This is a genomic window from Kineococcus vitellinus, from assembly GCF_009906315.1.
In the GTDB taxonomy this organism is placed as follows: Bacteria; Actinomycetota; Actinomycetes; order Actinomycetales; family Kineococcaceae; genus Kineococcus; species Kineococcus vitellinus.
In genome coordinates, this window is sequence record NZ_JAAALL010000003.1 from 31,224 (window position 1) to 43,462 (window position 12,239).

A 12,239-nucleotide genomic window follows, 5' to 3' on the forward strand; every position below is an offset into this window, starting at 1 on the left:
CGCCCGGGCCGGGTGCGGTCGGCGGCGACGGGGCCCGCCCCGGGGGCAGACACGCCGCGTAACACGCTGTTAACGTCCGGCGCGTGGAGCTCTACGACCAGTTCGTGCTCTCGCGGGGTTCGCGCCCGCACCCCTCCGGCTGGGCGGAGCGGAGCAGCGGCCCGTGGGTCCTGGCCACCAGCCCGACGCTGCCGGTGACCCCGCTGCGGAGCGGGGACGGCGGGCTCGCGGGCTGGCTGCTGGGCTGGGTCGTCGCTCCGGGCGGCGAGCTGCTGCACGAGCGCGCGGAGCTGGCGCTGGAGGCCGTCGAGGATCCCGGCGGGGACGTCGAGGAGCGGCTGTACCGCTTCTCCGGCCGCTGGGCGTGCGTGCTGCTCGGGGACCGGCCCCGCGTCCACCTCGACCCCGCCGGCTCGCTGGCCGCCGTCTACTCCGAGCAGGAGCAGGCGCTGGCCTCCACCACGACCGCGCTCTCCTTCGGCGACGCCGCGCGCGAGGACCGCTACGCGCAGCGCGTGCTCGGTCCCGGCCAGTACCACCCCGCCGGGATCACCAGCGACCCCAAGGCGCGGCGCCTGCTGCCGAACCACCGCCTGGACCTCGGCACCTGGGAGGCGGTGCGGCACTGGCCGCCGGGACCGGTGCAGCGCGTGGACGCGGCCGACGCGGCGGGGCTGCAGGAGTGCCAGGAGGTGATCGCCGCGGGCCTGCGCGAGCACGTGGAGGCCCTGGCCGCCCGCCACCGGCTCGTGCTGCCGCTGACCGCCGGCCGCGACAGCCGGATGCTCATGGCCGCGGCCCGCCGGGTGCTGGACCGCTGCACCTTCGCCGTCTTCGCCTACGAGGACGAGCGCCGCGCCGACGTGGCCTACGCCCGCGAGGTGGCCCGCCGCTTCGGCCTGCGCCTGCAGGTGCTGCCGCTGCGGGAGGTCGACGAGGCGGCCGCCCGCTCCTACCTCGAGCGCGTCGGCTACGACGCCAACGAGGGCAAGGCCGGCGACTTCGACCTGGCGGCCCGCGCCCTGCCGCTGGACCACGCCTGGCTGACCGGCTTCGCCGGCGAGGTCGGCCGCGGGGCGTACTGGAAGGCGTCGGTGATCCCCCCGGAGCCGACCGCCGAGGAGCTGCTGCAGCTGATCCGCCTGCCGCACGAGCCGGCGCACATCGAGGCGCTGGCGGCCTGGCGGGCGGCGGCACCGCACCAGGACGTGCTCGAGCTGCTGGACCTGGCCTACCTGGAGCTGCGCGTGGGCTGCTGGGCCAGCCCCCAGCTCTACGGGGCGGCGCCGTTCGCGCTCAGCACGATGCCGGTCGCCCAGCGCTCCGTCTTCACCGCGATGCTGCGGCTGCCGCCGGCCCTGCGCGTGCAGCAGCGCCCCCACCCCCCGGCGATCCGGCTCAACTGGCCGGAGCTGGCGGACCTGCCCTACGAGCGGGCACCGGGACCGCGCGGCTGGCCGGACGCCCTGCGCACCGGCGTCGCGTCCACGCGCGAGCGCCTGGCGCTGGGCACCCGCGCCGCGCGCCTGCTGCGCCGCTGACCCTCCCCGGCGCGCACGGTGGCGCGCCGGGATCAGCTCCCCGAGGAGCGGGACCCCGACGGGCCGGACCCCGACGGGCTGGGCTTCGGGGCGGGCTTGCCCCAGTCCTCGGGCAGGACCTCCAGGCGGTCCCAGGGGAACCCCTCCAGCACCTGGTACGGCGGCACCCCGTCCATCTCGCGCTCCCAGAAGCCCGGGTCGTCGGCCACCGGCTGCCCGATCTGGCCGCCGACGTTCACCGCGCCGGCCTGGTCGGTGACGATGAACCCGTACTCCTGCGCCGCCTCGGCGATCATCGAGGCGAGCGGGGTCAGCTCCAGCTCGTCGACGTCGACGTCCGCCGGCAGGCGCAGCCGGACGCCTTCCGGCAGCGCGTGCTCGTCGTCGTTGTTCCCGTCGCTGCGCTGCGCCGGCCAGCTCACCCGGTCCCACTTCGCCGGCCACATGACCGCCAGGCCGAGCGCGTGGTCGATGCGCCCGCGGCGGACGTCGTCGACCCACACCGTGCCCGCGGACATCGCCAGCCCGCTGCCGCTGGCCCCGAACCCGTTGCGGAAGTATCCGCGGCTCTTCGACGCGTCGTCGATGCGGCCGCCCCAGCAGGCGCTCCAGCCGTCGTCGTCGCGCTCCACGCGCCAGAACTCCCAGAGCCGGTCCGTGGCGGGTGAGTAGATCGTCAGCTGCCCGTCGCTGCCCGGGGACGGGCGGGCGTCGTCGGGGATCGGGACGTCGGTGAACTGGCCTCCCTCGCCGAGCAGGCCGTCCGGGGTCCAGTCCTTGTCCTGGCAGTTGGTCCACGCCACGTCGACGGTCGGCTGGTCGGCGTCCACGGTGTACCAGCTGGCGGTGAACTGGTCGACGTTGAAGGAGGCGACACCCCCCCAGTGCTCGCTGACCTGCTCCACCAGTCCGTCGACCATCGCGGCCGAGTCCTCGTGCACCGGGGCCTCGCGCACGCTGGTGCGCCAGACGCTGCGCGGCCCGAACGGGTAGTCGGCGGCGACCCGGGCGGGACCGGGCTGCGGATCGGGTTCCTCGGTGGTGAGCCGATGCACCGCGAGGGCGAGCAGGAGCAGCAGGACGACCGCCGCAGCGACCAGCGCGGCGAGCCTGCGGCGGCTCCTGCGGGGGGCGGTGGGCGAGGTCACGGTCCTCCTCGAGTGCGACCGGTGTCACCGGTCGTGGCGGCGGTGGGCCGGGGGCGCCCCGAACGGCGCAACCCCGCGCCAGTAGACCACGGACGGTGAGGCTCACCGGACGGGCAACCGGGTGACAGCCGACCGGGCCGAGAGCCCGACGGTGACTACGCACCGTGGCACCTGGTGCGGCGCGCAACTTCCGTACGGGTGAGCGCGGCGGAGGATCTGCCGGTGCGGCTTGAGCCGGTGCCGCCGGCACCGATCTCTGGAGTGCGAGCCGACGCCCCGCTCGGCACGCACCCGACGCACGAGGAGCTCCGATGTCCCGCACGTCCCGCCGCCTGGCCGCGGCGTTCGCCGCCACGGCCGTCCTGGCCGGCGGCGTCGTCTCGACCGGCGCGGCCGCGCAAGCCGCCGACGTGCACGTGTCCCCGGGCCGCCGCAGCGTCTCGGCCACGGCCGGGCAGAACCTGATGGCCGACTTCCGGGGTCCCGCGGGGACCCCGTTCAGCGCGGTCAGCGTGTGGAAGCAGGACGTCAGCGGCGCTCCGCTGCACGCCTCCTCGGCCGCGATGGTGAGCAACGTCGCCGACCAGGCCGCGAAGTACTACGGCGGCATCGCGGCCTTCAACGCCTACCGCTACAACACGAGCGTCTACACCGTCTCGGCGAGCACGCCGAAGGTGGACGTCCGCTGGGACAACTGCCAGAAGAAGACCTACACCCCCGGCGGGCTCACCGGTCCGGGCGGGCAGTTCACCCAGGTCCCGGTCCCCGACGACGCCGTGCCCTCCCCCGGCACCGACGGCGAGCTGACGATCTACTCCCCCGGCACGGACCAGCTGTGGGAGTTCTGGCAGGCGAAGAAGGTGGGTGGCACCTGGCAGGCGTGCTGGGGCGGTCGCATCGACCGCGTGTCGAGCGACCCGGGGTACTTCTCCGGCGGTTTCGGCGCCAGCGCCAGCGGTCTGGCCATCGTGGGCGGCACGATCGGCATCAAGGAGGCCCAGGCCGGTCGCATCGACCACGCCCTCGCGCTGGCGATCCCGGCGCCGGGCAACTGGAACGAGTTCAGCTGGCCGGCCCAGCGCAGCGACGGCTACGACAAGTCCGCCGGCCGGGTCCCCGAGGGCACTCGCCTGCGCCTGGACCCCTCGATCGACGTGGACAGCCTCAAGCTGACGCCCATCGCGACGATGGTCGCCAAGGCCGCGCAGAAGTACGGCTTCATCGTCACCGACAAGGCCGGGTGCGTCGCGGTGACGGCGGAGAGCCCGGCCGCCACGATCGCCGCCACCGGCGTCGACCCGTGGAAGGCGCTCATGCAGGGCAAGCCGGACTACCGGATCATGGAGGGCTTCCCCTGGGGGAAGCTGCAGGCGCTGCCGAAGGACTGGGGCAAGCCGTCCTCGCCGAAGCGCTGACGGGTCGCGGGAGCCGTCCTGACGGTCGGTGACTCCACTGCGGACGCGCGGTAACCTCCCGCTCGACGGTGACATCGAGCGGGAGGACACCCGTGAGCAGATCGTGGTGGCGCGAGTGGCTGGACCTGACCCGCAGCGACCTGCCGCTGAACCGCCCCTCCCGCGAGTCCATCGCGACGATGGCGATCTGGCGCTTCGGGCAGGTCCTGCACGACCGCCCGGGTGCGGTCGCGTTCGCGCTGCGCCGCGTCCACGGGGTCGTCGACCAGCTGTGGGTGCGCAACACCATCGGTGCCGAACTGCCCCGCAGCGTCGTCGTCGGTCCCGCGATGAAGCTGCCGCACGCCGGACGCGGGGTCATCGTGCACCCGGAGGCGCGCATCGGCGCCAACGTGACGCTGCACCACCGGGTGACGATCGGCGTGCGCAACAACGCCCGTCCCCCGCACATCGCCGACGGCGTCTACCTGGGCGCCGGGTCGGCCGTGCTGGGGCCCGTCGACCTGGGGCCGGGCTGCAAGATCGGTGCGAACGCCGTCGTCGTCAAGGACGTGGCGGCCGGCGCGACCGTCGTCTCGCCGCCGGCCCGCGTGCTGGAACGTCCTCCCGCGCAGACCTGAGGTCCGCGCCTCAGCCGCGGCGGCGCCGGGCGAGCCGCAGCGTCTCCAGCAGCCGGGGGCGCTGCAGCAGCAGCGAGCCGGCGCCGTAGAGGAGCACGCCGAGCGCCACCTGGACCAGGACCGTCCCGCTCGACGCCGGGTCCCAGCCGAGCACGCGCGGCAGGTACCAGACCAGGACGCCCATCACCGCGGCGGTCAGCAGGGTCGGCGCGGCACCGCGCAGGGTCTGGGTGACGCGCAGGCCGACGACGCGGCCGGAGACGTGCAGGGCGACCGGCGCCATCACCCAGGACTTCACCAGGACCCCCCAGGCGACGCCGACGATCCCCCAACGCAGGCCGACGGCCATGGCGACCACGCCCACGACGGAGCCGACGATCCCCATGACGAACATGGTGGTCGTGCGCCCCTGCGACTGGTACAGCCAGCCCACGCTCGTGCTGACGCACTGCGGGACGCCCGCGATGCACAGCACCTGCAGGACCGGCACCACCGCGGTCCACTGCTCGCCCCACAGCAGGGGCACGAGGCCCTCCGCGGTGGCGGCCAGGCCGACGAGCACCGGGATGGTGACGAAGTTGATGGTCCCCAGCGAGCGCAGGTACATCGAGCGCACCCGCGGGTGGTCGTCGCGCACGGCGGCCAGGGCGGGGAACATCACCCGCCCCAGCGTCCCGGTGATCTGCGTGACCGGCAGCAGCATGAGGTTGTACCCGCGCCCGTAGAGGCCGAGCGGGGCGGCCCCGAGGAAGCGCCCGATGAGCAGGTTGTCCGCGTTCCGGCCCCAGTAGTTCACGACGTTGAAGCCGAGCATGCCGCCGGAGAAGCGCCACAGCTCCCGCAGGCTCCTGCGGTCGACGAAGTGGCGGGGCCGCCAGCGGACCACGCAGAACAGCACGACGGAGGTGAGCGCGGTCGACACCAGCGGCCCGGAGACCAGCGCGAAGGTCCCCGCGCCCAGCAGGGCCGCGACCACGGTGGTGACGTGCCCCACCAGGGCCGACGACAGGTCGACGGCCGCGATCGTGCGGAAGCGCAGCTGCCGCTGCAGGATCGAGTAGTGCACCACGCCGAGGGACAGCGTGAACGCCAGCGCGACGAACGGCATGAGGCTCGTCATCCGGGGGGCGTCGAAGAACTCGGCGATCAACGGTGAGATCGCCCACATGAGGCCGGCGTAGAGGACACCGCTCACGGCGTTGATCCAGAAGACCGTCGACAGGTCGCGCTCGCTGGGCGAGCGCTGGTGCACCAGGGCGGCCCCGAGCCCCATCTCGAAGAACAGCGTGGCGAAGCCCGTGACGACGTAGATGCTGGCCAGCAGGCCGAAGTCCGCCGGTGCCAGCAGCCGGGCCAGCACCAGACCGGCCAGGAACTGCAGGCCCTGGGTGCCGAGCTTGCTCATCCCCGCCCACTTGGCGCCGGAGACGACCGCGCCCTTCATGGAGCCGGAGGTGTCCACCGTCGCGGCCGCCGCGGCCGCCGCAGTGCGCTCGTCGGCGGCGGCGGCCTGCTCGCCCGCCGCCTGCTCGCCCGCCGCGGGCTCCACGCCGTGCGTCACGCGGGCCTCCGCTGCAGGACGCCCGCCACGAGGGCGCCGACCTCCTCGGCACCCGCCGCCATCGCCGGCACCGCGGCGGCCACCTGCTCGCGCACGCGCGGGGCCTCGTCGAGCAGGGCGAGGACGCGCTCGCTCAGCACCTGCGGCGTGACGTCGTCGATGTCGACGGTCCACTCCGGCAGGCCCAGCTGCCCCCACACCTCGCTCGTCTTGTACTCGTAGGCGATCGTCAGCGTGGGGACCCCGGTGCACACGGCGCTGATGGCGCCGTGCAGGCGGGTGGACAGCATGGCGTCGAAGGTGCCCAGCAGGTCGATGAGCTCCTCGGGGTGGTGCGCGGCGCGGTCGACGACGACGTGCTCGCGGACGTCGTCGGGCAGACCCTCGGCCACCCGCAGGGCGAACTCGGAGTCGTCGCGCACGTACTCCGGCCGCCCCTGGCAGGTCGAGACGAAGGTCACCTCGGCGCCGCGCTCGCGCACCGCGCTGGTCACCGCCGCGCGCAGGGCCTCGGCGTAGTCGGCCATGCCGCGCTCGCGGTCCTTGTCGCGGAAGAAGGCCCAGTCCCGCACGCTGACGGCCAGCCGCGGCGGCCCGGCGCCCTCGGCGCGCTCGGCGGCCAGGAGCTCCGGGCGGGCCAGGGCGAAGACGACGTCGGGGACGACGCGGCAGCGGGCGGGGTCGGCGCCGATCTCGACGACGTGCTGCAGCGAGCGCTCGTCGCGCAGCAGCACCAGGTCGGCCGTCTCCAGCACGGGCCGCAGGGCCTGCCGGTTCTCCGGCTTGCGGAAGGGACCGGCCGACTGCGGGAGGAAGACGAGCGGCTTGCGCAGCCGGCGCGCCACGTCGAGGTCGAAGACCTTGTCGGTCAAGTTGTAGTTGTCCGTGAGCGTCGTGCCCCCGGTGTAGGCGATGACGTCCGCCCGGGCCATCTCCCGAAAGGCGGGCGCCGCGGCCGCCGGCACTAGGAGCGCGGCCGGCGCGCCCACCCCGCGGCCGAGCAGCGAGGCCGCCGCCTTGACCCGTGCGCAGCGCACCCGGTGGAGCAGGGCGCGCACCCTCGTCGGCAGCCGGCCGCCCGGCGCCAGCGAGGGCAGCAGGAAGGGCGCGAACGGGACGTCCGGCAGGTACGTCGCCGCCGGCCCGGGGTGGGTGTCGGACACCGAGACGCGGGCACCGGGCCACTGCCGCTGCAGCACTCGGCGCTGTGCGACCAGGATGGCCGCGTCGCCGCCGTTGAGCGAGACGAGGCCGAGGATGTGCACGTGCATCCGAGGTGACTGCCTTCCGTCCGTGCTGACTCCGCCACCCGGTGGGCGGCGGACCGACCTGATGGACCGGACGGACGGCATTGTCACCCCTGGTCGGCGCAGCCATGCAACCGCACGTGCACGCTCGGTGGCAAACAGCGAGGCCGCTGCCGGCCGTGCACCGACCGGGCGCCAGGAGCCGCACCTACGATGCCGAGGGTGAGCACCACCCTGCGCGCCCCGTCCCCGCCGGCCGAGGACCTGCGCGAGCGGCTGCTGGGCGGGCCCTCGGAGATCGACGGGGAGTCCTGGCGGCGCGGCTGGCTCCCGCTGCTGCTCGTCACCGCGATCGGCGGCTTCCTGCGCTTCTTCCAGCTCGGCCGCCCCCACCAGCTCGTCTTCGACGAGACGTACTACGTCAAGCAGGCGTGGTCGCTGCTGCAGCACGGCGTCGAGCTGCGCAACGACCCCGCGCTGGGCAGCACCCCGGACGCCCTGTTCACCGCCGGCACCCCCGACGTCTTCGACACCGCCGGCGACTTCGTCGTCCACCCGCCCGTGGGCAAGTGGATGATCGCCGTCGGCCAGTGGATCTTCGGGGTCGACTCCTCCTTCGGCTGGCGCTTCTCCGCCGCCGTCGTGGGGACCCTGTCGATCCTGCTCATCGGCCGCGTCGCGCGCCGCATGTTCCGCTCGACGCTGCTGGGGGTCACCGCCGCCGTCCTGCTCTCGGTCGACGGCCAGCACTTCGTGGAGAGCCGCACGAGCCTGCTCGACGTCTTCCTCATGTTCTGGGTGCTGGTGGCCTTCGCCTGCCTGCTGGTCGACCGCGACCGGGCGCGCGAGCGGCTGGCCCGGGCGGTGGCCTCCGGCCCGGTGGACGGGCTCGGCCCCCGGCTGGGCTTCCGCGGCTGGCGGCTGGCGGCCGGGGTCAGCCTCGGCCTGGCGTGCGGGGTGAAGTGGTCGGGCCTGTACGTGGTGGCCGTCTTCGGGCTGCTGACGGTGCTGTGGGACGCCGGCGCCCGGCGCGCGGCCGGCGTGCGGGCCTGGCTGCCCGCCGCGGCCTGGCGCGACGGCCTGCCCGCCTTCGTCGCGCTCGTGCCGACCGCCGTGGTCGTCTACGTCGGCACCTGGGCGGGCTGGTTCGCCTCCGACGCCGGCTGGGACCGCTCCTGGGGCGCCGAGCACCCCGCCGACGGCGCCGGCCGCCTCGTGCCGGACGCGCTGCGCAGCCTGTGGCACTACCACCAGCAGGCGTACGCCTTCCACGTCGGCCTCGACAGCCCCCACCCCTACTCGGCCAACCCGTGGTCCTGGCTCGTGCAGGGCCGCCCGACGTCCTTCTTCTACGAGTCGAAGGCGCAGGGCCAGGAGGGCTGCGACGTCGCCGACTGCGCGAAGGCGATCACCTCGCTGGGCACCCCGGTGCTGTGGTGGGCGGCCGCGCTGGCGCTGCTGGTCGTCCTGGTCCGCTGGGCGCTCGTGCGCGACTGGCGGGCCGGCGCCGTGCTGGCCGGGTACGCGGCGACCTACCTGCCCTGGTTCCAGTACCAGCACCGCACGATCTTCACCTTCTACGCCGTCGTGCTCGCCCCCTTCGTCGTGCTGGCCCTCGTGCACGTGCTGGGGCTCGTGCTGGGCCCGGACCCGCGCTCGGTAGCCCTGCGCGGCGGGGTCCGCCTCGAGGCCACCGTGCGGCGCCGGCGCCGGGGGGCCCTGGTCGCCGGCGCGGTCGTCGTGGCGTGCGTGGCCTGCTTCGCCTTCTTCTGGCCGGTCTACACGGCACAGGTGATCCCGTACGAGAGCTGGCAGCGCCGGATGTGGCTGCCCAGCTGGGTCTAGGCCCGGCCCGCCGGCGGCGGTCGTGGCTGCCGCCACGCCCGGCGTGCCAGGATCACCGGCATGCGGGTGACCTACCTGGTGCTGGCCCACCACAAGCCGCAGCAGCTGGCGTCCCTGCTGCACCTGCTGCTGGCCGAGGGGGACCGGGCGGTCGTCCACGTCGACGCGAACGTCGACGACGCCCCCTTCCGCCGCGCCACCGCGGACCTCGGCCCCTCGGCCGTCCTCACCACCGCCCGGCACCGGGTGCGCTGGGGCGGGTTCGGGATGGTCGCCGCCACGCTGAGCGCGCTGCGGCAGGCCGTGCGCTCCGTCCCGGCGGACCACTACGTGCTCCTCAGCGGTGTCGACCTGCCGATCAAGCCGATCGCGGCCCTGCACCGCGAACTGGCCGCCGGTCAGGTGCGGATGAACTGCTGGCCGATGCCGGACGAGCGGCGCGGCAAGCCGATGTCGCGCCTGGAGCGCTGGTACGTCGCACCCCGGCACCGGGGCAGCAGGGTCGCGGCCCGGCTGAACCGGCTGCTGGAGCGGCTGCCGCGGCGCGACGTCGCCGCGGCCCTGGGCCCGGCCCGCCCGCACGCGGGCTCGCAGTGGTGGTCGATGCCGCACGGGTGCGCCGAGCAGGTGCTCGACTTCGTCGACGCCTCCCCCCGGTTCGTGCGCTTCTTCCACCACGTCCGGGTGCCCGACGAGGTCTTCTTCCAGACGGTCGTGAAGGCCCTGCCGACGGACTGGGACGTGCGCCCCGGCCTGACGTACACGCGCTGGACCTCGTCGGACCGGCTCAGCCCGGACACGCTCACGACGGCCGACGTCGCAGCGCTGGCGCGGGCGGACGCGTTCTTCGCCCGCAAGTTCGACCTCGACGCCGACCCGCAGGTGCTCGAGGAGGTCCGCACCCGCCTGCTCGCCCCCGGCTGAGGCCGGCGGCCGGGGCTGCGAGAGCCCGCGCGCGCCCGATCGGGACGCGGTGTGAAACACCTCCACCCCGGCCGGCGATGTCGTCGCAGGAACCTTCCGCGGGACCCGGGAACAGGTGCAGATCACCCAGCGCGAGGGGTCTGCGGCAGGAGTCCGGGCGTTCGGGCGCACGGTCACGCTGGGCGACGACTACGGCTCACCCGAAGGAGTGGGGGCCTGGGACGGCCGTCCCCCCGGTCCCGGGGGACGGCGCGTGACATCGGCTGCGCCAAACCCCGCAGCCGGGTGAACCCGCGGCGCGGAGTTGAAGGCGGGGTGGTGGCGGGCCCGATGGGTCGGGTGTCGAAGAGAACTCGTCACCTGGAGCCCTCGTGATCCGCAAGCGCCTCACCGCCGCCCTCCTCATCACCACCGCCTGCGCCGTGCCCGTCACGGGCACCGGAACCGCCGCAGCAGTGACCGCTTCGTCCGCCACGAGCAGCACCGTCGCGCCGTCGGCGGTGGAGATCGGGATGCCCGCCGGTGGCGTTTTCACCAGCGGGACGGCGTGGAAGCTCGACGTGAGCTCTGCTCCGCTGCACGCCAACAGTGCCGGAATGGTGAGCAACGTCGCCCAGCAGACCGCCGCCCAGTACGACGGGGTCGCGGCCTTCAACGCCTACCAGTACAGCACCAGCTTCTACACCGTCCCGGCGGACCAGCCCCGCGTCGACGTGCAGTGGAACAACTGCCAGGGCAAGGCGTCCACGCCGCCCGGCCTGCTCGGCGAGGGCGGGCAGTTCACCCAGGTGCCGATCCCCGCCGACGCCGTGCCCGCCAAGGGCACCGACAGCCAGCTGACCATCTACTCCCCCGCCACCGACCAGCTGTGGGAGTTCTGGGTCACCAAGAAGGTCGACGGCGCCTGGAGCGCCTGCTGGGGCGGGCGCATCGACGAGGTCTCCAAGAGCCACGGGTACTTCGCCGGGAGCTTCGGCGCCAGCGCCAGCGGCCTGGCCCTGGCCGGCGGCACCATCGGCATCGAGGACGTGCAGTCCGGTGTCATCGACCACGCCCTCGCCCTGCACCTGCAGGCACCCGGGCGTGCCGACGAGTTCAGCTACCCCGCCCAGCGCAGCGACGGGTTCGACACCTCGGAGAACAGGGTTCCGGAAGGAACCCGCCTGCGCCTGGACCCGAGCATCGACGTGGACGCCCTGAAGATGCACCCCATCGCGAAGATGGTCGCCAAGGCCGCGCAGAAGTACGGCTTCATCGTCACCGACAAGGCCGGCTGCACCGCCGTCGTCGCCGAGAGCCCCGCCGCCGCGATCGCCACCACCGGCGTCGACCCGTGGAAGGCGCTCATGGGCAGCACCCCCAGCTACTCGATCATGAAGGGCTTCCCGTGGGCCTCCCTGCAGGCGCTGCCCAAGGACCACGGCAAGCCCGAGGTCCTCGACGGCAGCGCGGGCGGGGTCTGGACCGACCACGACCCCGACGACATGGACGTCACCTACGTCTCCGACGCCGAGTTCCGCACCGTGCGCAACGGCTGGGGCCCGGTCGAGCGCGACCGCAGCAACGGCGACATCGCGGCCGGCGACGGCCGCCAGCTGAAGGTCGGCGCCATCACCTACGCCAAGGGCCTGGGCGTGCACGCCGGCTCCGAGGTCGTCGTCCCCACCCGCGGCGCGAAGACCTTCACCGCGAAGGTCGGCGTCGACAACGAGGTGGGCACCAGCGGCTCGGTCGTCTTCCAGGTCTGGAACGGCACCACCAAGCTCGCCGACAGCGGCGTGCTGCGCGGTGGGCAGGCCGCGAAGGCCCTCAGCGTCGACGTCTCCGGCGCCACCGAGATCCGCCTCGTCGTCACCGACGCCGGCAACGGCAAGACCGGCGACCACGGCGACTGGGCCGACGCCCGGCTCCTCACGCCGACCCGCGGCGGTTCTACCC

Annotated in this window: 9 protein-coding genes; 6 read left to right on the top strand and 3 right to left on the bottom strand. The window is 74.2% G+C overall.

Features of this window, described 5'->3' with window-relative positions; translation table 11 throughout:
• Positions 1–83: 83 nt before the first annotated feature.
• Positions 84–1,541: an asparagine synthetase B family protein gene (locus tag GTQ99_RS00990; protein WP_166613881.1), complete on the top strand. Its 1,458-nt coding sequence runs from the start codon at positions 84–86 to the stop codon at positions 1,539–1,541.
• Between the two features lie 32 nt (positions 1,542–1,573).
• Here GTQ99_RS00990 and GTQ99_RS00995 read toward each other — a convergent pair whose 3' ends face one another.
• Positions 1,574–2,689, bottom strand: a complete 1,116-nt coding sequence (locus GTQ99_RS00995; RefSeq protein WP_166613882.1) for a hypothetical protein — start codon at positions 2,687–2,689, stop codon at positions 1,574–1,576.
• Between the two features lie 311 nt (positions 2,690–3,000).
• Here GTQ99_RS00995 and GTQ99_RS01000 point away from each other — a divergent pair, with 311 nt between their 5' ends.
• The gene (locus GTQ99_RS01000; protein ID WP_166613883.1) at positions 3,001–4,104 is read left to right on the top strand and encodes a DUF4124 domain-containing protein; all 1,104 of its coding nucleotides are present in this window, start codon (positions 3,001–3,003) and stop codon (positions 4,102–4,104) included.
• Between the two features lie 92 nt (positions 4,105–4,196).
• Entirely contained in the window at positions 4,197–4,724 is a 528-nt protein-coding gene (locus GTQ99_RS01005) for an LbetaH domain-containing protein (protein ID WP_166613884.1), read from the top strand.
• Positions 4,725–4,734: 10 nt separating this feature from the next.
• Here the strand turns inward: GTQ99_RS01005 and GTQ99_RS01010 are convergent, their stop codons facing one another.
• Positions 4,735–6,285 carry an MOP flippase family protein gene (locus GTQ99_RS01010; protein WP_166613885.1) on the bottom strand — a complete coding sequence of 517 codons (1,551 nt, stop codon included), beginning with the start codon at positions 6,283–6,285 and terminating at the stop codon, positions 4,735–4,737.
• Positions 6,282–7,556 carry a polysaccharide pyruvyl transferase family protein gene (locus GTQ99_RS01015; RefSeq protein ID WP_166613886.1) on the bottom strand — a complete coding sequence of 425 codons (1,275 nt, stop codon included), beginning with the start codon at positions 7,554–7,556 and terminating at the stop codon, positions 6,282–6,284. The genes GTQ99_RS01010 and GTQ99_RS01015 overlap by 4 nt, the downstream gene beginning before the upstream one ends.
• A gap of 189 nt (positions 7,557–7,745) precedes the next feature.
• On the opposite strand from GTQ99_RS01015, the gene GTQ99_RS01020 reads away from it, so the two are divergent.
• The 3 genes from GTQ99_RS01020 to GTQ99_RS26505 all read left to right on the top strand — a co-directional run.
• Entirely contained in the window at positions 7,746–9,377 is a 1,632-nt protein-coding gene (locus GTQ99_RS01020) for a dolichyl-phosphate-mannose--protein mannosyltransferase (protein WP_166613887.1), read from the top strand.
• A gap of 60 nt (positions 9,378–9,437) precedes the next feature.
• Positions 9,438–10,301, top strand: coding sequence for a beta-1,6-N-acetylglucosaminyltransferase (locus tag GTQ99_RS01025; protein ID WP_166613888.1), 864 nt, complete (start codon positions 9,438–9,440; stop codon positions 10,299–10,301).
• 371 nt (positions 10,302–10,672) lie between these two features.
• The coding region (locus GTQ99_RS26505) for an NPCBM/NEW2 domain-containing protein (protein WP_205706560.1) at positions 10,673–12,239 on the top strand (1,567 nt) is incomplete at its 3' end.

Coding starts and splice junctions, on each gene's coding strand:
- GTQ99_RS01000 (WP_166613883.1), top strand. CDS start 3,001: ATGTCCCGCACGTCCCGCCGCCTGGCCGCGGCGTTCGCCGCCACGGCC.
- GTQ99_RS01015 (WP_166613886.1), bottom strand. CDS start 7,556: ATGCACGTGCACATCCTCGGCCTCGTCTCGCTCAACGGCGGCGACGCG.
- GTQ99_RS01020 (WP_166613887.1), top strand. CDS start 7,746: ATGCCGAGGGTGAGCACCACCCTGCGCGCCCCGTCCCCGCCGGCCGAG.
- GTQ99_RS01025 (WP_166613888.1), top strand. CDS start 9,438: ATGCGGGTGACCTACCTGGTGCTGGCCCACCACAAGCCGCAGCAGCTG.